Here is a 20,273-nt window from a genome sequence, read left to right as displayed (position 1 = left end):
AAAGTAAGAAAGCCATATTCCACTTGCGAAGAATATGGCTTTGACAGTGAAGGAAAACTATTCGGACTTGGCCGCAGGCTGTGGTGCAGGTGTTGCCGTTGGGCCAGAGCTGCCAGTATCACTGGCGGTATGGCGGTTCACCGTCGGCAATACCTTGGGTGGACGTGGGGCATTGCCTGCCATGATGTCGTTGATCTGCTCGGCATCAATGGTTTCCCACTCCAGCAACGCGGCTGTCATGGCTTCCACCTTGTCGCGATTGTCTTCCAGAAGCTTGCGTGCAACCGCATATTGCTCGTCCAGAATACGACGGATTTCAGCATCCACCTTTTGTTGCGTGGCTTCAGAAACCGTTTTCGCGGACATGCGGCCAAACATGGAATCCTGATCGTTATCCACGTACACCATGGTGCCCAGGGTATCGGACATACCGAAGCGCGTCACCATGTCACGGGCCATCTTGGTGGCACGCTCAAAGTCATTCGACGCACCAGTGGACATCTGATGCATGAAAATTTCTTCTGCAATACGGCCACCAAACAGGATGGAAATTTCTTCCAGCATCTTGTCCTTGTAGTTGCTGATGCGGTCATGCTCTGGCAGCTGCCAGGTCAAACCCAGCGCCCAGCCACGCGGCATGATGGTGACTTTGTGCACGGGGTCAGCCTTGGGCAGCAACTTGGCTACCACCGCATGGCCGGACTCGTGATAAGCGGTGTTGCGACGCTCTTCTTCACGCATGACCATGGACTTGCGTTCGGGACCCATGAAAATCTTGTCCTTGGCATCTTCAAAGTCCTGCATATCTACCGTGCGCTTGTTACGGCGAGCGGCAAACAAGGCAGCTTCATTCACCAGATTTGCAAGATCCGCACCGGAGAAACCAGGTGTACCACGGGCAATGATATCGGCCTTTACATCCGCATCAATCGGCACCTTGCGCATATGCACCAGCAGGATCTGCTCGCGACCACGAATATCCGGCAGACCCACCATAACCTGACGGTCAAAGCGGCCTGGACGCAGCAATGCCTTGTCCAGCACGTCCGCACGGTTGGTCGCGGCAATCACGATCACGCCCGAGTTAGGCTCAAAGCCGTCCATCTCGACCAGCATCTGGTTAAGTGTCTGCTCGCGCTCATCGTTACCACCGCCGGTACCGGCGCCACGATGACGACCTACGGCATCAATTTCATCAATAAAGATGATGCAGGGAGCAGCTTTCTTGGCTTGCTCAAACATATCACGCACACGTGCCGCACCTACACCGACAAACATTTCAACGAAATCAGAACCGGAGATGGTGAAGAATGGTACTTTGGCTTCACCGGCAATCGCCTTGGCCAGCAAGGTTTTACCAGTACCAGGAGGGCCCACCATCAATACGCCACGGGGAATACGGCCACCCAGTTTCTGGAACTTGGTAGGATCACGCAGGAACTCAACCAGCTCGGAAACCTCTTCCTTGGCTTCATCGCAACCTGCAACATCGGCGAAGGTGGTCTGGTTGGAGGCTTCATCCAGCTGGCGCGCCTTGCTCTTGCCGAAAGAGAAAGCACCGCCTTTGCCGCCGCCTTGCATCTGGCGCATGAAGAACACCCAGACGCCAATCAGCAGCAGCATGGGGAACCATGACACGAAAATATTCATGAGCAACGATGGCTCTTCATCCGGCTTGGCTTCAACCGTGACGTTATTCTTCAGCAGATCGGACACCAGCCATGGATCAGAAGGCGCATAAGTATTGAATTTGCGGCCTTCGTTGGTGACACCGCGCAATACGCGGCCTTCAATCGTCACTTTGGCAATCTGGCCCTGTTTAACCTGGTCGATGAATTGCGAGTAGACAACCTGACTGTCTGCAGTGGTCTTGGAGCCAAACTGGTTGAAGACAGTCATGAGCACCAGGGCGACAATCACCCAAATTGCAATATTCTTGACGATGTTGTTCAAAATCACATCCTTAACTAATAAAGGCAGCAAACTTCATTCTAAACCTATTTTGATCGCTTGCGCAGGCGCCAATCAATCGGCTTTGCGCTTCAATCCGAGCAAATAGACTTCACTGCTACGATCACGAGAGGCCTTTGGTTTTCGGGTCACCACCTTATCGAAACCGAGTCGCATGGTTTTCATGATCTCGTCAAACCCCGAACCGATGAAAACTTTGACCAGAAAATTACCCCCCGGTTTCAGCCATTTCAGGCTGAATTCCAGAGCAAGTTCCGTCAAATAAGCCGCATTCGCCTGATCGACAGAACTTATACCGGATATATTTGGGGCCATGTCGGCAATTACAAGGTCTATGGGGCGATTATTTAATTTTTCTTCCAGTTGTAACAGCACAGCGTCTTCACGAAAATCGCCCTGGATAAAGTCCACACCCGGAATTGCCGCCATTTCCAGCAAGTCCAGCGCAATGATGCGGCCCTGCCCTTTCAAACGCTGCACCGCCACTTGTGACCAGCTGCCAGGGGTTGCCCCGAGGTCAACGATAGTCATGCCAGGCTTGATCAGCTGATCCTTGTCATCGATTTCCATGAGCTTGTAGGCCGCGCGTGCCCGATAACCGTCACGTTGCGCCCGTTTCACGAACTCGTCGTTGACATGTTCCTGCATCCAGCCCTTGCTGGTTCTGGTTCTTTTCATGGTGTAAGCATAGTACTTCTTGGTAGGAATGATGGCATGTGATAGACTGCGGGCCTTTTTGAATCAAAGGGATACCCTCTGGATGGAGCGTGTATTCCGCCAACATCACGAGATGATATGCCTGAACTGAACTCCAAACAAATTAGCCATCTGCGCGCATTGGGTCACAACCTGAACCCGGTTGTAATGATAGGCAACAATGGCCTGACTGACACCGTCCTCAAGGAAATCGAAGTCAGCCTCAAGGCGCATGAGTTGATCAAGATCAAGGTATTCGGGGATGATCGGGCAGCCCGCGTCAGCATGCTGCAAGAAATCTGCGAAAAAACCCATGCCACCGCCATCCATCATATCGGCAAGCAACTGGTGATCTATCGCCAGGGCGAAAATCCGAAAATCAGCTTCGCCTGATTAGCCGAAACACAAAGGCCGGGGATTACTCTCTGGCCTTCAACACCAGTACCAGGCCCAGCAGACTTTCAATCAGGTAAGCAATACTGGCAATGCCGTGCCATGCTTTGAAACGACTGGCAAAAATGCTGTGCATGACATCTGCCGGCATGGCTTGCGCCTTCAATTGGGCAATCAGCGGCTGGATACCAAAGTGGCCGAACAGGGTCAGTATCAGCATCACAACCACCGCCCAGAAAAAACCTTGCTTGAGCGCAGTGGTACCAAAATTCGCCAGGCGGTGAATCAACAGATAAAACGCACTGCCCACCCCGATGTAAGCCACCAGCGTGAACATTTTGCCGGCAAGGCTACCTGCCAGCTGACGATCAGATAAGGCGCTGAATAGCGTGGGGGCTACCAGATAGCCAACTGCCCATAAGGCGCCTACCCACAGGGTAATCACCAGTAATGCAAGCTTGTCTGACCAGGCACCCATCTAGCGCTCCCGCCCCTTAAATGTATTGAACATCCAGCACTTCGTAAGAGCGCAAACCTCCAGGTGCCATCACTTCTGCGACATCGCCTGCGGTCTTGCCGATCAAACCACGTGCAATGGGGGATCCGATGGAAATCTTGCCCTTCTTGATATCCGCTTCGTCATCACCCACGATCTGGTAGGTGGATACATCGCCGTTATCCAGGTCTTCCACTTCTACGGTAGCGCCAAATACGCAACGACCTTCCGCATTCAGCGTCTTGGGATCAATAACCATGGCGTTCGACAGCTTGGCTTCGATCTCGGCAATACGACCTTCAATAAAGCTTTGACGCTCTTTGGCGGCATCGTATTCCGCATTTTCCGACAAATCGCCCTGGGCACGCGCTTCGGCAATTGCCTGAATCACATTGGGACGGTCAACGCTGCGAAGGCGTTGCAACTCCTGCTTGAGCAGTTCCGCGCCGTTTACTGTAATTGGGATTTGATTCATATTCTTTTCTCTACCATTGCAAACTATAAAACAAAAACCACACCTTCAGCCTGGAGGCGAAGGCGTGGTTTTGTGTAGGTCTATATTATGACTGAGTAAGCTGCTGATGCAAGCTTTGCAAGGACTGTACTTCCAGTTCCTGCATATGCGCCATGCCGATACACGCAGCCTTGGCACCGGCCAGGGTGGTGTAATACGTTACCTTTTGCTGCAAGGCACTGCGACGAATTTCATAGGAATCCGCCACGGCTTTTTTGTCTTCCGTCACATTGACAATAAAACTGATCTCGCCGTTCTTGATCATGTCGACAATATGCGGACGACCTTCGGCTACCTTGTTGACGGGAGTGACTTTGAGGCCAGCATCAGCCAGCGCTGCCGCAGAACCCTTGGTCGCCACCAGTTGAAAGCCGAGGTTTGCTAGTGAGCGTGCAATCTCGATGACCTTCTCACGGTCTTCGCGACGCACACTGATGAACGCCTTGCCTGCTTTGGGCAGCTTGGTGCCGGAACCCAGCTGGGACTTCACAAACGCCTCGGCAAAGGTCTTGCCTACGCCCATGACCTCCCCCGTCGACTTCATTTCAGGACCGAGGATGGTATCAACGCCAGGGAACTTGATGAAGGGGAATACTGCTTCCTTGACCGAGTAATACGGCGGCACGATTTCCTTGGTGACGCCTTGCTGCTTGAGGGTCACGCCCGTCATGCAGCGCGCGGCCACTTTGGCAAGTTGCAATCCACAGGCCTTGGAGACGAAAGGCACGGTACGCGAAGCACGTGGATTCACTTCCAGCACATAAACCACATCGCCCTGAATCGCGAATTGCACATTCATCAGGCCAACCACGCCGAGTGCCTTGGCCATCTGCACGGTCTGCACACGCAGTTCATCCTGCATCGCCTGGGTCAGGCTGTAAGGCGGCAGCGAACAGGCGGAGTCACCTGAGTGCACGCCTGCCTGCTCAATATGTTCCATGATGCCGCCGATGATGACATCCTCACCATCCGACAGCGCGTCCACGTCCACTTCCAATGCATCGTTCAGGAAGCGGTCCAGCAATACGGGGGATTCATTCGATACCTTGACGGCTTCGCGCATATAGCGCTCAAGTTGCGCCTGCTCATGCACAATTTCCATGGCACGACCACCCAGCACATAGGATGGGCGCACAACCAATGGGTAACCGATTTCCTGCGCCAGGCGAATGGCTTCTTCCGGTGTACGTGCAGTGCGGTTAGGCGGCTGCTTGAGGCCCAGTTCCTGCAGCATTTGCTGGAAGCGCTCACGGTCTTCAGCACGGTCAATCGCGTCAGGGCTGGTGCCGATAATCGGCACACCGGCTTTTTCCAGATCACGTGCCAGCTTCAGTGGTGTCTGGCCACCGTATTGCACGATCACGCCAACCGGTTTTTCCAGTGCCACGATTTCCAGCACATCTTCCAGCGTCAGCGGCTCGAAATACAAACGATCAGAGGTGTCATAGTCGGTAGAAACAGTTTCCGGGTTGCAGTTGACCATGATGGTCTCGTAACCATCTTCACGCATGGCAAACGCCGCGTGCACACAGCAGTAATCAAACTCGATACCCTGACCGATACGGTTAGGACCGCCACCCAGCACCATGATTTTCTTGTTGCTGGTCGGTTGCGCTTCGCACTCATCTTCATAAGTCGAGTACATGTAGGCGGTATCAGTCGCGAATTCGGCAGCGCAGGTATCTACCCGCTTGTACACCGGGCGTACATTGAGCGCCTGGCGATAAGCCCGCACTGCGTGCTGATCGGTACCCAGCAACTTGGCAAGGCGACGGTCAGAGAAGCCGCGGCGCTTGAGCTGGAACAGCAGATTTTTGTCCAGATCCGCCAGGCCCTTGCCCTTCAGTGCCTCTTCTCGCGCGATCAGATCGGCAATCTGCACCAGGAACCACTTGTCAATCTTGGAAAGCTGATGCACCTGCTCTACGGTCATGCCAGCACGGAATGCATCGCCCACATACCAGATGCGCTCAGGACCAGGCTCGCCCAGCTCCTTGTTGATCTGGTCTGTATCGGTTGTTTTTTCGTCCAGGCCATCAACACCTACTTCCAGGCCGCGCAGGGCTTTCTGGAAGGATTCCTGGAAGGTACGGCCAATGGCCATGACTTCACCAACAGACTTCATTTGCGTCGTCAGACGGGAGTCGGCCTGTGGGAATTTCTCAAAGGCAAAACGGGGGATCTTGGTGACAACGTAGTCAATCGAAGGCTCAAACGAAGCTGGCGTCGCGCCACCGGTGATTTCATTGCGCAGTTCGTCGAGCGTGAAGCCCACCGCCAGCTTGGCAGCCACTTTCGCAATCGGGAAACCCGTTGCCTTGGAGGCCAAGGCAGAGGAGCGCGATACGCGCGGGTTCATTTCAATGACGATCATGCGACCGTCGTCAGGATTGATGGCGAACTGTACGTTGGAGCCGCCAGTATCTACACCAATCTCGCGCAATACCGCCAGCGAGGCGTTACGCATGATCTGATATTCTTTATCGGTCAGCGTTTGTGCTGGTGCCACGGTGATGGAGTCACCCGTGTGCACACCCATGGGGTCCAGGTTTTCGATGGAGCAGATGATGATGCAGTTGTCCTTGCTGTCGCGGACCACTTCCATCTCATACTCTTTCCAGCCCAGCAGCGACTCTTCGATCAGCAGCTCGCTGGTAGGCGATGCCTCAAGACCGCGTTCACATATGGCAAGAAACTCTTCTTTGTTATAAGCAATACCACCGCCGCTGCCGCCCATGGTGAACGATGGACGAATGATCGCTGGGTAGCCAATACTGGCTTGTACCTGCAATGCCTCTTCCAGACTATGGGCAACCGATGAACGCGCAGAGCCCAGACCGATCTTGGTCATGGCTGTCTTGAATTTCTCGCGGTCTTCCGCTTTGTCGATCGCTTCTTTTGAAGCGCCAATCAGCTCAACATTGTATTTTTCCAGCACGCCATGCTTGGCTAGATCCAAGGCACAGTTCAATGCGGTTTGGCCACCCATGGTAGGCAGCAAGGCATCTGGACGCTCAATGGCAATGATCTTTTCCACCATTTTCCAGGTGACGGGCTCGATATACGTCGCATCCGCCATTTCCGGGTCGGTCATGATGGTGGCAGGATTCGAGTTCACCAGAATGACGCGGTAACCCTCTTCACGCAAAGCCTTGCAAGCCTGAGCGCCAGAGTAGTCGAACTCGCAAGCCTGGCCGATCACGATCGGGCCAGCGCCTATGATGAGGATGGATTTGATGTCTGTACGTTTTGCCATATGTTCTTTAAACCGCTGGTGAGCGCCGAAACCCACCACTGCACGCCGGTTTCTGGCATGCGTGGCGCAGCCCGGCGGTTAATTTGTTTTTTGCTTTTCCATCATGTTGATGAATCGATCAAACAGGTAGGACATTTCCACAGGGCCCGGGCTTGCTTCCGGGTGCCCCTGGAAACTGAATGCTGGCTTGTCGGTACGGGCAATGCCCTGCAGACTGCCATCAAACAGTGATACATGCGTAGCCCGCAGGTTAGCCGGCAGCGAGCTGGCATCCACCGCAAAGCCGTGATTCTGGCTGGTAATGAATACGCGCTGGTCGTCGGCATCCTGCACAGGATGGTTGGCACCATGATGGCCAAACTTCATCTTCAAGGTACGCGCACCACTCGCCAGGGCCAGCAACTGGTGGCCAAGGCAGATGCCGAACGTGGGCACACCACGATCAACGACGGTACGGATAGCCTCAATCGCATAATCGCAAGGCTCAGGATCACCAGGGCCATTGGAAAGGAAAATACCGTCAGGATTCAGCGCCAGGGCATCTTCTGCAGAAGCCTGTGCTGGCAACACCGTCACCTTGCAACCGCGGGCCGTCAGCATGCGCAGGATATTGCGCTTGACGCCATAGTCGAACGCAACCACATGGTAACGGCTGGCCTCAGGCTTGGCATACCCCGAACCCAGCACCCACTCTCCCTCATCAAAGGTATACGACTGGGTACAGCTGACTACCTTGGCGAGGTCCATGCCAGCAAGGCCAGGGAAAGCACGTGCCAGTTCAATCGCCTTGGCCTCATCAGCCTCGCCGGTAATAATGCAACCAGCCTGGGCGCCTTTTTCACGCAGAATGCGTGTCAGTTTGCGGGTATCAATATCGGCAATCGCCACCACATTATTGGCAGCCAAATAATCGGAAAGTGTTTGTTGACTGCGCCAGCAGCTATCCGTCAAAGGAAGGTCGCGGATGATCAATCCACTGGCATATACCTGACCGGACTCGACATCTTCGGTATTAACACCGACGTTGCCGATATGCGGATAAGTCAAGGTAACGATCTGCTTGGTGTAGGAAGGATCAGTGAGGATTTCCTGATAGCCCGTAATGGAAGTGTTGAACACCACCTCGCCAACCGTATGGCCTTGGGCACCAATCGAAATACCACGAAACACAGTTCCATCAGCAAGAACCAACATGGCTGGTGTGTGTTGCGGCACGTTCTAACCCCTTGTTTTTCAATGTTGACGCTAAGATAACAGCGGATGTGCAAAGCGGGACAAGTTCGAACTTATCCCGCCTGTAAAGTTTCAAGATTATAGCCTAAAAGGCTGCTCTCTTCAACGCGACCTTTCACTTCAACATGAATTAGCAGCTTCTTGCAGTGGGCTCGCTCAAAGCCGGTCAACACTGCGCAAAAAGACGCAATACGCGCGCGGTGTCTGCTTACTTGAGCGACAAGACATCCCGCATATCAAACAAGCCGCTGCTGCGCCCCGTCAGAAATTTGGCTGCGCGCAACGCACCCAGCGCAAAGGTGGCGCGACTGCTCGCCTTGTGGGTCAGCTCAACACGTTCACCGATACCTGCAAACAATACGGTGTGATCACCAACCACATCACCACCACGCACGGTGGCGAACCCAATAGTGCTGGGATCCCGCTCGCCCGTCACGCCTTCCCGGCCATACACCGCACACGTCTCCAGATCGCGTCCCAACGCCTCGGCCGCAGCTTCGCCTAATCTCAAGGCAGTGCCAGACGGCGCATCCACCTTGTGCCTATGGTGTGCCTCAATAACTTCAATGTCGTAACCTTCGGACAGCACCTTGGCTGCCTCCTTGACCAGATTGATCAGCAACGTCACGCCCACGCTCATATTGGGAGCAAATACCACCGCGATATCCGCCGAAGCTGCTTCAATCTGCTGTTTTTGCTCAGGTGTAAATCCGGTCGTGCCAATCACCATGGCAACCCCTGCCTGACGGCAAGCCTGCAAATACTGCAAGCTGGGCTCAGGACGCGTAAAGTCCACCAGCACATCTGCCCCGGCCAATGCTGCCGCAACATCGTGACTGATCAGCACACCGGTTTTACGGCCGAATTGTTCGCCTGCGTCACGCCCCAACTGAGGACTGTCCGAGCGGTCAAGAGCGGCATGCAATTGCAAAGCCTCATCGGCAAACACCCCTTCAAGCAGGGCATAGCCCATACGCCCACTGCAACCCGCGATCACTACATTCAGTTTTTTCATGACATCCTCACAAAACAAAACAGACCTCCCGTCGGAGGTCTGCCCAAATTACACATTAATGCCGCCACGCTAGTGGCGAAGCGTCTTAGAAACCAATTTTTTCCAGCATGCGCTCAAAGTAGCCAGGGTCTTCTTCTGGCGGCAAATCCTCTTCAGGTGCAGACTTGGAAGCTGCTGCTGGCGCTGCCTTGGCAGGTGCAGACTTGGCAGCAGGCGCTGAAGTCGCATTGCCCGAGGCCGACGGCGCGGCCTGCTTGGCAGGGGCAGCCTGAGTAGCGGCGGGAGCTGCTGCCGCTGGCTTGCTTGGCACTTGCTTGCTTGGCGCCGGTGCGGCAGCAGGTGCATCCTGCACTACCGCTGGTGCAATAGGCTCAGCCGGGTCACTGACATCGGATGGGCGGGCAGGCGACGAAGCAGGTGGATTGACCAGCATGGGGTCAAGCGCATCCTTGCTGGATGGCGTCTCGGCCACGGCGGGGGCAGTCGCAGCTGCAGCGCCAGCCGCGGCAGCTTCATCCGACTTCCAGAATTTCAGACGGTCCCACAAGCCTTTCTCTGGCTCCACTGAGCGACGTTGCAACTCAGGCACCGTGGGATCAACACCTGCCGGGATAGTATCGCCACGAACACGCTTCAGCTGCTCGTTCTCAAACTCAAGAATCACGCGACGTTGCTGAATGATCTTTCCATCCTTGCGATACTGATAGAAGTAATCCCAGCGATCGCCGTGGAAACTATCCTGCAAAAGCGGGGTCCCCATCACAAATCGCGCTTGCGATTTGCTCATGCCGGGCTTCAATTGCATCAACATTTTGGAGGTGACAATGTTGCCCTGCTGGATGTCCATGCGATAGGGCTTGAACGATGGAAATGCCGAACTGCAGGCGGCACATAAAAAGGTCAGTAAGAGAATTGTGTAGCGCATTACCATGACTTTGGCTGGAAATGGCGTTAATATACCATGACAGCCAGACGCCAGAACACCAACATCCCAAATACTAGTTGAGTACCGAAATCATGCGTGAACCCGATGAATTAAAAAATGCCGGACTGAAGGCGACCCTGCCGAGACTGAAGGTGTTGAGCCTGTTCGAAAACAGCAAAGACCGTCACTTGTCCGCAGAAGATGTTTACAAGATATTACTGTCCACCGGTGAAGATGTAGGCCTTGCCACCGTCTACCGCGTGCTTACCCAGTTTGAACAGGCTGGCCTGCTGATCCGCCATCACTTTGAAAGCGGCAAGGCCGTGTTTGAACTGAATCAGGGCGGTCACCACGACCACATCGTCTGTATCAAGTGTGGCCGTGTAGAAGAATTTTTTGATGAAGAAATCGAAAAGCGTCAGAAAATGGCCGCCACCGAACGCGGTTTTACCATTCAGGACCATTCCTTGTACATCTATGGCGTCTGCACCAAGCAGCCCTGCCAACCCAAGTAATCGCTAGGCTTTAGCCAGCATCTCGGCCGCGTGCTGCAAGGTGGTTTCGGTAATATCCACGCCACCCAGCATGCGCGCCACTTCACTGATACGTTCATTCGCACTCAAAGGATCAATCCGGCTCAGGGTTAATCCATCCTGCTGACGCTTGCTCACGCGCAAGTGTTGCTGCCCTTGGGCGGCGACCTGTGGAAGATGGGTAATCACCAGCACCTGACGTTCCTGCCCCAGCTGCTTCAGTAACTGGCCGACTATTTCCGCCACCCCACCGCCAATACCGACATCCACTTCGTCAAAAATCATGGTCGGAATATCGCCTTGTTGCGCAGTCACCACGCGAATGGCAAGGCTGATACGTGACAATTCGCCGCCAGATGCCACTTTGCTTAATGGCCTTGGCGCCGTACCGGCGTGCCCGGCGACCAGAAACTCCACCTGCTCCAGCCCCTGGGCAGATGCCTGCTGCTCGGCAAGTGCCACCTCGAAGCGTCCGCCAGAAAGCGACAGCCGCTGCATTTCGGTACTGATCAATGCGGATAGACGTTGTGCCGCCACCTGACGCTCCTTGCTCAAGCGCTGAGCCAGGTCATGATAAGTCTGCCATGCAGCCTTTTCCTGCTGCGCCAGCTGACCATCATCGACCATCAACTCAAGCTCGGCCATGCGCTGCTGCCATTGCGCCATCAGTTCCGTCAACTCTTCCGGCCGGACGCGATGTTTGCGCGCCATGCCGTGCAAGGCCTGTATGCGCGACTCCACCTCGGCCATGCGTTCAGGATCCAGCTCGGTACGCTGCAAATAGCGATTCAATGATCGGTCAGTTTCTTCCAGCTGAATGATGGCGGAATCCAGCGTGTCGGCCGCTTCCTTAAGGGTTTCATCCAGCTCGACCAGCGCCTGCAATTTATGCTGCAGTGCGCTGAGTTGCGGCATGACGGAATATTCACCTTCACTCAATATCTGCCGACACGCCTCCCCGCCAGCAATAAGGCCAGCACCATTGGATAGCCGCGCATGCTCCTGCTGCAAGGGTTCCCACTCATCGGCCACCGGCGCAAGCTGGCCAAGCTCGCGGAGCTGATCACGCAGCTCCGCCAGTTCATCAGCATAAGCCGCGGCATTCTGCTCGGCCGCCAGGCGTCGCTCATGCAAGGCATGCCAGGCATGAAAGTGCTGTGCGACATCTGCCACCAAGGCCGATTGCCCGGCATACAGATCCAGGGTCTGGCGCTGATAACTGGTCTTGAGCAGCGAATGATGGGCGTGTTGGCTGTAAATATCGACCAGGAATTCGCCCGCCTCACGCAATTGCTGCACGGTTGCCGGCATGCCGCCAATAAAAGCCTTGGAGCGCCCATCGGCATAAATCACACGGCGCAGCAACAGCTGCTGGTCATCCGACGGCAGCTCATGCTCATCCAGCCATTGCTGCAAATCAGGCAAACCCGCAATGTCAAAACTGGCGCTGATATCGGCGCGATCACACCCACTACGGGTCACGCCACCCTCGCCTCTTGCACCAAGTGCCAGAGAGAGCGCATCAATCAGGATGGATTTGCCCGCACCGGTTTCGCCGGTCAATACGGTAAAGCCGCGATCAAACTCGAGGTTGAGTTGATCGACAATGACGAAGTCGCGGATAGTGAGTGTCTGTAACATGGTGTCCTGCTGCGATGATGGGTGGGAATCAACCCCAGTTGAGCTTTTCCCTGAGCATGTCGTAATGGCTGTGGCCAAGCAAGTGCAGAAGCGTGACGGTTTTTTTCGCCCGCTCTACCAGTATCCTGTCGCCCTGCTGCAATTCAAACTGCATCTGGCCATCTAGGTGCATGCGCACATCCGGCGCTTGCACCACGGTAATTTCCACCTTGCTATGACTGCTGATGGCGATGGGCCGATTACTTAAGGTATGGGGGCAAATCGGCACCAGCGCAATGGCATCCAGCATAGGATGCAGAATCGGACCACCGGCAGACAATGAGTATGCCGTCGTGCCTGTGGGTGTCGCCAGAATCAAGCCGTCGGCGCGCTGGCGATGCACGAACTGGCCATCGATATGCACCTCCAGCTCAATCAGCCGTGCCATGCCATTTTTATTGATGACCACGTCATTCAGCGCCCGCCCCTGATGCACCGGTTCACCGTTACGCATGACCGTGGCCGACAGCAAAATGCGCTGCTCGGTCTGATATTCGCCTGCCAGAATCAGGCTCATAGCCTCGCACATGGATTCAGACGTAATATCTGTCAAAAACCCGAAGCGCCCACGATTCACGCCAACCAGCGGAATCTGATAATCCACCAGCGAACGCGCCACGCTCAGCATGGTGCCATCGCCACCGAGCACCACGGCAAGGTCAGCATAGGCGCCGATCGCATTGATATGCACCGTCGTGTAGCCCTTGATCTGGGATTGCTCGGCGGTTTTTTCCTCAATGAAAATACCAATCTGCCGCTCCGCGAGAAACCGGGCCAGCGCGAGTATCTGCTCGCGCATTTCGGGGTTCATGTATTTCCCGATCAGCGCTACCGTTTGGAATGCATTTTTCATGGCATGCATTTAATCATAGATAAGATAAGCACAGAAGAGCGCCGGTACGATGTGCGTCAACCGACCGCTGAAATTACTCCAACTCGAAGCATGCAAACATTACAGACAACGGCAGAGGCCGATTATCAAAATTTGAGCATCCTAGCTTCCACCCAAGCTGACGTCGCATTCCCGAATAAACAAAAACCTATATAAATTCATGCACATAAAAAAATCATACTCAGCGAGCACAAGCTTTGCATGGTAACCGCCACTTTAATGATTATTGGACAGGTTAATCCCGCCACATGGTCGTGGTGCGCCCTCAGCCGTAACAAGCCCGTCCGGGGTGCGTAATACTTATTGCGCTCCTCCTGCTTGTACCGGATAATTTTCAATGATGGGCAACCCGCCCGCCACAGACATTCGGTACAAGTGACTACTCTGGATAAACGCGCACAAATTCTGCTTAAAACGCTGGTTGAACATTACATCAGCGATGGTCAGCCCGTGGGATCGCGCACGCTTTCAAAATGCTCCGGGCTGGACCTCAGCCCCGCCACCGTGCGCAATGTCATGTCCGATCTTGAGGAGATGGGCTTCATTGCCAGTCCGCATACCTCGGCGGGCCGCGTTCCCACTCACCGTGGCTACCGTTTCTTTGTTGATACCCTGCTCACCATCAAACCGCTGCAAACACAGGAAATCCAGCGGCTGGAAAGCGAGCTTTCCTCGCCCGACCCACAAGAGCTGATTTCATCTGCGGCGGGCCTGCTCTCCAGCCTGACGCAGTTCGCCGGTGTGGTCATGATTCCACGCCGCAAGTCGATTGCCTTCAAGCACCTGGAGTTCCTGCCGCTTTCGGATACCCGGCTGCTGGTCATTATCGTCACTTCTGACGGCAATGTGCAGAACCGCATCATAGTCACCGATAAAGCCTACAGCGCGGCCGAGCTCACCCAGGCCAGCAACTTCTTCAATGCCAATTACTCGGGCAGCACCTTTGAGGATGTGCAGAAAAAGCTGCACGAAGAATTGAAACAGATGCAGTCGGACATGAACCGCCTGATGGCCGCCGCATTGGATGCCAGCAGCAAGGCGCTGGATGAAGATCGCGACAATGTGGTGATTTCCGGTGAACGCAACCTGCTGCAGGTAGACGAGCTGTCGACCAATGTCACCTCGCTACGCAAACTGTTCGAGATATTCGAGCGCCGCACCTCGCTGATGCAGTTGCTGGACAATAGCCAGCGCGCCGAAGGCATCCAGATTTTCATTGGAGGCGAATCCGGTTACCTGCCGCTGGATGAATGCAGCATGGTAACCGCTCCCTATGAGGCCAATGGCCAGATCGTCGGCACGCTGGGCGTCATTGGGCCCACTCGCATGGCTTACGAACGCGTCATTCCGATTGTTGATATTACGGCCAAGCTGCTCTCCAGCGGCCTGTCCATGAAATAACCATGTCGCGCCCCTCCAGCTTTCAGTTACTGAACAAATCCACCTTGCACATAGGAGCCACCATCCGGCATCCCCTGTTTGACGCCAAGGGACTGCTGGTATCGCCTGCGGGCCAGGTGATCCAGGACGCTGCCATGCTGGACGAGTTGCGCGCGAAAGATCTCTATGTCGACAGCGAGATCAGTGGCGACCAGAACCCCATCGAATCCATGCAGAAAAACGGCAAGGATATCAAGGTGGAAACCGTGGATGCCAGCAAGGAAAACATCACGCGCCAGCTGGCAATCGGCGACAACATCCAGCTTAAATTCCTGACCACGTCCGGCAGCCAGGATGCCTTCTTCGTCAAGTTTCTTGGCGGCTTGGCCCAGCGCAGCATCGTCTGCAGCCTGCCGGTAGTGAATGATCGTGTCATGTTCATCAAGGAAGGCAGCGCATTTTCAGTATCGCTGTTCAGCGGCCGCAATGTGTATGCCTTTACCACCACGGCCGAGGTGGTGTTTAGCCGCCCCTATCCCCATATGCACCTGGCTTACCCACGCACGGTGACCATGTCGAAGATACGGCGCTCGCAACGCATTCAGGTCAACATCATCACCTCTTTCACCAACCTTTCCACCCTGCTCAAGAGCAAGGCATCGGGCATGCTGGTTGATATCAGCATGGGCGGTGCACTGGTCGAATCTACCGAAGGCGTGGGCCAGGTTGGGCACGAACTGGAATGCAATTTCAAGCTGCACATCAACGGCACGGAAACTTTTTTCAGCTTGCCCAGCCATATCTGCAGCCAGCGCACCATACAGACTGACAGTGGCAAACTGGTAGTACAGCAGGGCCTGGAGTTCGATGACATTCCCTACCAGCAGAAAATCCTGCTGCAGAACTTCATCCTGCAATCCATTTCCAACATTCAACTCGGATAACACCGCATGAAAAAAACCATGGGGGCCTTTGATCATGCCACCCTGCCGAAAACCGGCATCCTCCTCGCCAATCTGGGTACACCGGATGCGCCTACCGCCAAAGCCTTGCGCCCTTACCTCAAGCAGTTCCTGAGTGACAGGCGCGTGGTGGAAATCCCGCGCATTATCTGGTGGCTGATTCTGAACCTGATCATCCTGAATCTGCGCCCGCGCAAATCCGCTGAAAAATATGCGCAAATATGGACCAGCGAAGGCTCGCCGCTACTGGCGAATGCCCGCAAGCAAACGGCACTGCTGCAGGGTTTCCTGAGCCAGCGCATTGCATCGCCTTACGCTGTTGAACTGGGCATGCGCTATGGCAATCCCTCGATTGCCTCCGCCATTGCCAAATTACAAGCACAAAACTGCACGCGCATTCTGGTGTTTCCGCTCTATCCGCAATACGCGGCAAGCAGCACCGCCTCGGCGCTGGATGCGGTTTGGGACACATTAAAACAAACACGCAATGTGCCGGCGATTCGCACCATACGCAATTACCATGATCATCCGGCTTACATCAAAGCGCTGGCAGATAGCGTGCGCGAATACTGGTCTATCAATGGCAAACCGGAAAAACTGGTCATGAGTTTTCATGGGGTGCCACGTTACACACTGGATAAAGGCGACCCTTACCATTGCGAATGCCACAAAACCGGCCGCCTGCTGGCAGAGGCGCTGGGGTTAAACAAGGATCAGTACCTGATCGCATTCCAGTCGCGTTTCGGCAAAGCGGAATGGCTAAAACCCTATCTGGCTGCCACGCTTGAAAAACTGGGTAAAGATCAGGTTAAACGTGTTGATGTGGTTTGCCCTGGCTTCTCCAGTGACTGTCTGGAAACCCTGGAAGAAATTGCCATGGAAGGCAAGGAGATTTTCCAGCATAACGGTGGTGGCGAATACCACTACATTCCCGCCCTGAATAGCCGCGAGAGCTGGATACACGCCATGTGCGACATTGCACTCGATAATCTCCATGGCTGGGTAAGTACCGAATGGGATGCCGAGCATGCGCGCCAGGAAGGCCTGAAAACCGCCCTGCGCGCCCAGGCATTAAGCGAAAGCAAGGCGGATGTCTGAGCTTCACTGAAGCTTGCGGCAGTCCCTGCCAGTGAGCGGTTTGCTATACTTGCAACCTTGCAGGCAAGTCGCATGGGCAGCGCCGCTGTCGCCACGCCCAGACCCCGGCTGACTGGCAGGTTAGAAACCTCACCCGCCACCCCGGACATGCGGTGACATTCACCGTGTGCCCCAACCTCGCAGAATTGGATACATAGCGCATGATAGTAATTACCGGCGGCGCCGGCATGATAGGCAGCATGATTGCCTGGCACCTCAATACCCAGGCAGGTCGCGATGACCTGGTCATCGTTGATCGCCTGCATCATCCCGAACAATGGCAGAACCTGGTGCACCGAAAGTACGCCCAGTATCTGGACAAGGACGAACTTGCCGGCTGGCTGGAGCAAGGCCACAAGGTTGAAGCAGTGATCCACATGGGGGCTATCAGCGCCACCACTGAGCGCGATTTCAACAAGCTAGTCCAGGACAACATCCACTTCAGCCAAGCCCTCTGGCAGTATTGCGCCGACAAGGGCATCCCCTTTCTCTATGCCAGCTCCGCAGCGACATACGGCGGTGGTGAAAAAGGCTATGTGGACGATGAGTCCTCCATCGATAGCTTGCGCCCGCTGAATGGTTACGGCTATTCCAAGCAGTTTTTTGATCAATGGGCATTGCGTCAGGTACGCACACACCAAGCCGTGCCACCGCAGTGGCAAGGCTTCAAGTTTTTCAATGTATACGGCCCCAATGAATACCATAAGGAACGCATGGCCAGTGTGGCGTTCCATACCTTTAACCAGTTCCGCGAACACGGCACGGTCAAGCTGTTCAAGAGCCATGTCGAAGGCTATGCCGATGGCATGCAGCTGCGTGACTTTGTCTATGTGAAGGACGCTGCAGCCGTGGTTGCCCACTTCCTGTTGCAGGGTGGTGCTTCCGGCATTTACAACATTGGCACCGGCAAGGCACGCGCCTTCCGCGACCTGGCGACCAATGTCATGACCAGCATGGGCAAAACGCCTTCCATCACCTACATCGACATGCCGCAGGATTTACACGGCAAGTATCAGTACTTTACCGAAGCCAGCATGCAGAAACTGCAGGCTGCGGGCTATACCAGCGCTTTCCATACGCTGGAAGAAGGCGTACGCGATTACGTGCAGAATTATCTGCTTCAGGCAGACCCTTACGCATAAGGCTGAGCAATATGACTCCCATTGAAAATTTACAGCAAGCCCTGTCCCAGCATGCCAGCGTGATGGCACAGCTGAAACCCATGCTGCCCCAAATCGCCGAAGTAGCCCAGGTCTGGCGCGACTGCCTGGCGAATGGCGGCAAGATCTTGTTCATGGGCAATGGCGGCAGTGCCGCCGATAGCCAGCACGTGGCAGCGGAGATCGTCGGCCGCTACAAGAAAGAACGCAAAGGCCTGCCTGCCATTGCGCTGACTACCGATACCTCCATTCTGACCTCGGTGGGCAATGACTACGGCTTTGATTTCATTTTCTCGCGTCAGGTAGAGGCATTGTGCCTGCCGCAGGATGTGGTGGTCGGCTTTTCCACCTCGGGCAATAGCGCCAATGTGGTCCGCGCCATTGAAACGGCCAAGGCCATCGGCGCCAAGACCGTGGGCATGACCGGCGGCAGTGGCGGCAAACTGGCTGCGCTCTGCGATTATTGCCTGACCATGCCGTCATCCGATACGCCACGCATTCAGGAAGCCCATATTTTTATTGGCCATAGCCTGTGCGATCTGCTGGAAGCCGATTAGCAATGTCGAACTTACTGATCAGCACCGTCAAAGAGCGCTTTGGGCAAGGCGACGGCTGGGCGCTTGTCATTGGCGACCTCATGCTGGATCGCTACCTGATAGGCGAAGTACAGCGCATCTCGCCGGAAGCCCCTGTTCCGGTGGTATTGCTGAAAGAGCGCAACGAACGCGCTGGCGGTGCGGCCAACGTCGCCGCCAACCTCGCCCTGCTTGGCATTCCGACCCGCATCTGCGGTGTGGTAGGACATGACGTGGAAGCACAAAGCCTTCTGACACTGATGCAGACGGCCAAGATTGGCACGACGGGCGTAATGCACAGCGGCGAGCGCCCGACCATCACCAAGACGAGGGTACTGGGTGGCATACAGCAAATGATGCGCCTGGATCAGGAAAGCAGCGCCGCTTTCAGTGCCGATGAAAAGCAACAACTGCAACAGCAGGTCGATGATCTGCTGGCGCAACAGCCCGCCATGATCATCCTGTCCGATTACGCCAAGGGCGTGCTGGGTGCCGAATTGGCGCAGCACGTCATCAAGTATGCCAAGCAGCACGGCATCCTCCTGCTGGTAGACCCCAAGGGACGCGATTACAGCAAATATCGCGGCGCCACGGCATTGACCCCGAACAAGCGCGAAACCGCCGAGGCCTGCAATGTCAGCGGGCAGGACAATGCGGCATTGTTGCAAGCCGCCGCAGAATTACGCAAAACGCTGGCGCTGGATTTCCTCGCGGTTACCCGCGGGGAAGAGGGCATCAGCATGATAGAGGCGGACGCCACCAGCCATATCCCCGCCACCGCCAAACAGGTATTCGATGTCTCTGGCGCGGGCGATACCGTTATCGCAACCTTGGCCGCAGGCATGATGCACGGATTGCCACCGCACCAGGCATTACAGCTGGCAAATATCGCGGCGGGTATAGTGGTCGGCAAGGTCGGCACCGTGCCCATTTCGCGTGAAGAGCTGCTGAACACTTTATTGAGCGCTGAAACCGCCAGTCAGGCCGACAAGGTGTGCAACATGGAAACATTGCTGGCAAGAGTAGCGGCCTGGCGCCAGGCTGGTGAAAAAATCGTCTTCACCAATGGCTGCTTTGACCTACTGCACGCAGGGCATGTGACTTATCTGGAGGCCGCCAGCAAGCGCGGCACCCGCCTGATTCTGGGATTGAACACCGATCGCTCCGTGAGCGCGCTCAAAGGCCCTACCCGCCCCGTTATCCACGAGATGGACCGGGCACGTGTATTGGCCGCGCTGGAAGCCATCGATGCCGTGATCCTGTTTGACGACGACACGCCGCTTGAACTCATCAAGGCCATACGCCCAGATGTGATCGTCAAAGGCAGTGATTACCGTGAGGACCAGGTAGTGGGCGGCGCCGAAGTCAAATCCTGGGGTGGCGAGATCGCGCTCATCCCGGTCGTCCCCGGTCGCAGCACCAGTGGAATCCTGGAAAAAATCGCCAGTTAGGCTT

The 20,273-nt window shown here is 55.2% G+C and carries 18 protein-coding genes; 8 read left to right on the top strand and 10 right to left on the bottom strand.

What is annotated here, in order from left to right:
* Positions 1-57: 57 nt before the first annotated feature.
* Both ftsH and FNL37_RS04870 read right to left on the bottom strand, forming a co-directional pair.
* The gene (ftsH, locus tag FNL37_RS04875) at positions 58-1,953 is read right to left on the bottom strand and encodes an ATP-dependent zinc metalloprotease FtsH (RefSeq protein ID WP_159355329.1); all 1,896 of its coding nucleotides are present in this window, start codon (positions 1,951-1,953) and stop codon (positions 58-60) included.
* Between the two features lie 72 nt (positions 1,954-2,025).
* Complete coding sequence (locus tag FNL37_RS04870; protein WP_041362249.1) at positions 2,026-2,649, bottom strand: RlmE family RNA methyltransferase; 624 nt, start codon at positions 2,647-2,649, stop codon at positions 2,026-2,028.
* 117 nt (positions 2,650-2,766) lie between these two features.
* On the opposite strand from FNL37_RS04870, the gene yhbY reads away from it, so the two are divergent.
* Positions 2,767-3,060, top strand: a complete 294-nt coding sequence (yhbY, locus tag FNL37_RS04865) for a ribosome assembly RNA-binding protein YhbY (RefSeq protein WP_013442660.1) — start codon at positions 2,767-2,769, stop codon at positions 3,058-3,060.
* 25 nt (positions 3,061-3,085) lie between these two features.
* On the opposite strand, the gene FNL37_RS04860 is transcribed toward yhbY, so the two are convergent.
* The 6 genes from FNL37_RS04860 to FNL37_RS04835 form a co-directional block, all read right to left on the bottom strand.
* On the bottom strand, positions 3,086-3,538 hold the full coding sequence (locus tag FNL37_RS04860) for a DUF4149 domain-containing protein (protein WP_013442661.1): 453 nt from the start codon (positions 3,536-3,538) through the stop codon (positions 3,086-3,088).
* A 16-nt stretch (positions 3,539-3,554) separates the two neighbouring features.
* Positions 3,555-4,031: a transcription elongation factor GreA gene (gene greA, locus FNL37_RS04855; RefSeq protein ID WP_013442662.1), complete on the bottom strand. Its 477-nt coding sequence runs from the start codon at positions 4,029-4,031 to the stop codon at positions 3,555-3,557.
* 85 nt (positions 4,032-4,116) lie between these two features.
* Complete coding sequence (gene carB, locus FNL37_RS04850; RefSeq protein WP_015830490.1) at positions 4,117-7,326, bottom strand: carbamoyl-phosphate synthase large subunit; 3,210 nt, start codon at positions 7,324-7,326, stop codon at positions 4,117-4,119.
* Positions 7,327-7,404: 78 nt separating this feature from the next.
* On the bottom strand, positions 7,405-8,541 hold the full coding sequence (gene carA, locus FNL37_RS04845; protein ID WP_015830491.1) for a glutamine-hydrolyzing carbamoyl-phosphate synthase small subunit: 1,137 nt from the start codon (positions 8,539-8,541) through the stop codon (positions 7,405-7,407).
* 226 nt (positions 8,542-8,767) lie between these two features.
* Positions 8,768-9,574, bottom strand: coding sequence for a 4-hydroxy-tetrahydrodipicolinate reductase (gene dapB, locus FNL37_RS04840; RefSeq protein ID WP_159355328.1), 807 nt, complete (start codon positions 9,572-9,574; stop codon positions 8,768-8,770).
* Positions 9,575-9,659: 85 nt separating this feature from the next.
* Positions 9,660-10,499 (bottom strand): outer membrane protein assembly factor BamE, encoded by an 840-nt coding sequence (locus FNL37_RS04835; RefSeq protein WP_244948204.1) that lies wholly within the window; start codon positions 10,497-10,499, stop codon positions 9,660-9,662.
* 92 nt (positions 10,500-10,591) lie between these two features.
* Here FNL37_RS04835 and fur point away from each other — a divergent pair, with 92 nt between their 5' ends.
* Positions 10,592-11,014, top strand: coding sequence for a ferric iron uptake transcriptional regulator (gene fur, locus FNL37_RS04830; protein ID WP_013442667.1), 423 nt, complete (start codon positions 10,592-10,594; stop codon positions 11,012-11,014).
* 3 nt (positions 11,015-11,017) lie between these two features.
* On the opposite strand, the gene recN is transcribed toward fur, so the two are convergent.
* Together recN and FNL37_RS04820 are read right to left on the bottom strand one after the other, a co-directional pair.
* Positions 11,018-12,673 carry a DNA repair protein RecN gene (gene recN, locus FNL37_RS04825; protein ID WP_159355326.1) on the bottom strand — a complete coding sequence of 552 codons (1,656 nt, stop codon included), beginning with the start codon at positions 12,671-12,673 and terminating at the stop codon, positions 11,018-11,020.
* 28 nt (positions 12,674-12,701) lie between these two features.
* Positions 12,702-13,565 (bottom strand): NAD kinase, encoded by an 864-nt coding sequence (locus tag FNL37_RS04820; RefSeq protein ID WP_041362253.1) that lies wholly within the window; start codon positions 13,563-13,565, stop codon positions 12,702-12,704.
* Between the two features lie 423 nt (positions 13,566-13,988).
* Here FNL37_RS04820 and hrcA point away from each other — a divergent pair, with 423 nt between their 5' ends.
* The 6 genes from hrcA (at position 13,989) to rfaE1 (ending at position 20,269) form a co-directional block, all read left to right on the top strand.
* The gene (hrcA, locus tag FNL37_RS04815) at positions 13,989-15,005 is read left to right on the top strand and encodes a heat-inducible transcriptional repressor HrcA (protein WP_041362792.1); all 1,017 of its coding nucleotides are present in this window, start codon (positions 13,989-13,991) and stop codon (positions 15,003-15,005) included.
* 2 nt (positions 15,006-15,007) lie between these two features.
* Positions 15,008-15,928, top strand: coding sequence for a flagellar brake protein (locus tag FNL37_RS04810; protein ID WP_159355325.1), 921 nt, complete (start codon positions 15,008-15,010; stop codon positions 15,926-15,928).
* A 6-nt stretch (positions 15,929-15,934) separates the two neighbouring features.
* A complete protein-coding gene (gene hemH / locus FNL37_RS04805) occupies positions 15,935-17,044 on the top strand; it encodes a ferrochelatase (RefSeq protein WP_159355324.1) in 1,110 nt (369 codons plus the stop codon).
* 200 nt (positions 17,045-17,244) lie between these two features.
* On the top strand, positions 17,245-18,225 hold the full coding sequence (gene rfaD / locus FNL37_RS04800; RefSeq protein ID WP_159355323.1) for an ADP-glyceromanno-heptose 6-epimerase: 981 nt from the start codon (positions 17,245-17,247) through the stop codon (positions 18,223-18,225).
* A gap of 11 nt (positions 18,226-18,236) precedes the next feature.
* Positions 18,237-18,800: a D-sedoheptulose 7-phosphate isomerase gene (locus FNL37_RS04795; RefSeq protein ID WP_159355322.1), complete on the top strand. Its 564-nt coding sequence runs from the start codon at positions 18,237-18,239 to the stop codon at positions 18,798-18,800.
* Between the two features lie 2 nt (positions 18,801-18,802).
* Positions 18,803-20,269 (top strand): D-glycero-beta-D-manno-heptose-7-phosphate kinase, encoded by a 1,467-nt coding sequence (rfaE1, locus tag FNL37_RS04790; RefSeq protein WP_159355321.1) that lies wholly within the window; start codon positions 18,803-18,805, stop codon positions 20,267-20,269.
* The last annotated feature ends 4 nt before the right edge of the window (positions 20,270-20,273 follow it).

The sequence above is a fragment of the Methylovorus glucosotrophus genome, assembly GCF_009858335.1.
Taxonomy (GTDB): Bacteria; Pseudomonadota; Gammaproteobacteria; order Burkholderiales; family Methylophilaceae; genus Methylovorus; species Methylovorus glucosotrophus.
The sequence above is the reverse complement of the archived record's forward strand: the minus strand, read 5'-3'. Positions and strand labels throughout refer to the sequence as shown.

Bases quoted from the DNA above. Each gene is read 5' to 3' on its own strand.
- carB (WP_015830490.1), bottom strand. From the start codon at position 7,326: ATGGCAAAACGTACAGACATCAAATCCATCCTCATCATAGGCGCTGGC.
- FNL37_RS04810 (WP_159355325.1), top strand. From the start codon at position 15,008: ATGTCGCGCCCCTCCAGCTTTCAGTTACTGAACAAATCCACCTTGCAC.
- dapB (WP_159355328.1), bottom strand. From the start codon at position 9,574: ATGAAAAAACTGAATGTAGTGATCGCGGGTTGCAGTGGGCGTATGGGC.
- hemH (WP_159355324.1), top strand. From the start codon at position 15,935: ATGAAAAAAACCATGGGGGCCTTTGATCATGCCACCCTGCCGAAAACC.
- yhbY (WP_013442660.1), top strand. From the start codon at position 2,767: ATGCCTGAACTGAACTCCAAACAAATTAGCCATCTGCGCGCATTGGGT.
- recN (WP_159355326.1), bottom strand. From the start codon at position 12,673: ATGTTACAGACACTCACTATCCGCGACTTCGTCATTGTCGATCAACTC.
- FNL37_RS04835 (WP_244948204.1), bottom strand. From the start codon at position 10,499: ATGCGCTACACAATTCTCTTACTGACCTTTTTATGTGCCGCCTGCAGT.
- FNL37_RS04870 (WP_041362249.1), bottom strand. From the start codon at position 2,649: ATGAAAAGAACCAGAACCAGCAAGGGCTGGATGCAGGAACATGTCAAC.
- rfaE1 (WP_159355321.1), top strand. From the start codon at position 18,803: ATGTCGAACTTACTGATCAGCACCGTCAAAGAGCGCTTTGGGCAAGGC.
- FNL37_RS04860 (WP_013442661.1), bottom strand. From the start codon at position 3,538: ATGGGTGCCTGGTCAGACAAGCTTGCATTACTGGTGATTACCCTGTGG.
- rfaD (WP_159355323.1), top strand. From the start codon at position 17,245: ATGATAGTAATTACCGGCGGCGCCGGCATGATAGGCAGCATGATTGCC.
- FNL37_RS04820 (WP_041362253.1), bottom strand. From the start codon at position 13,565: ATGAAAAATGCATTCCAAACGGTAGCGCTGATCGGGAAATACATGAAC.
- fur (WP_013442667.1), top strand. From the start codon at position 10,592: ATGCGTGAACCCGATGAATTAAAAAATGCCGGACTGAAGGCGACCCTG.
- greA (WP_013442662.1), bottom strand. From the start codon at position 4,031: ATGAATCAAATCCCAATTACAGTAAACGGCGCGGAACTGCTCAAGCAG.
- FNL37_RS04795 (WP_159355322.1), top strand. From the start codon at position 18,237: ATGACTCCCATTGAAAATTTACAGCAAGCCCTGTCCCAGCATGCCAGC.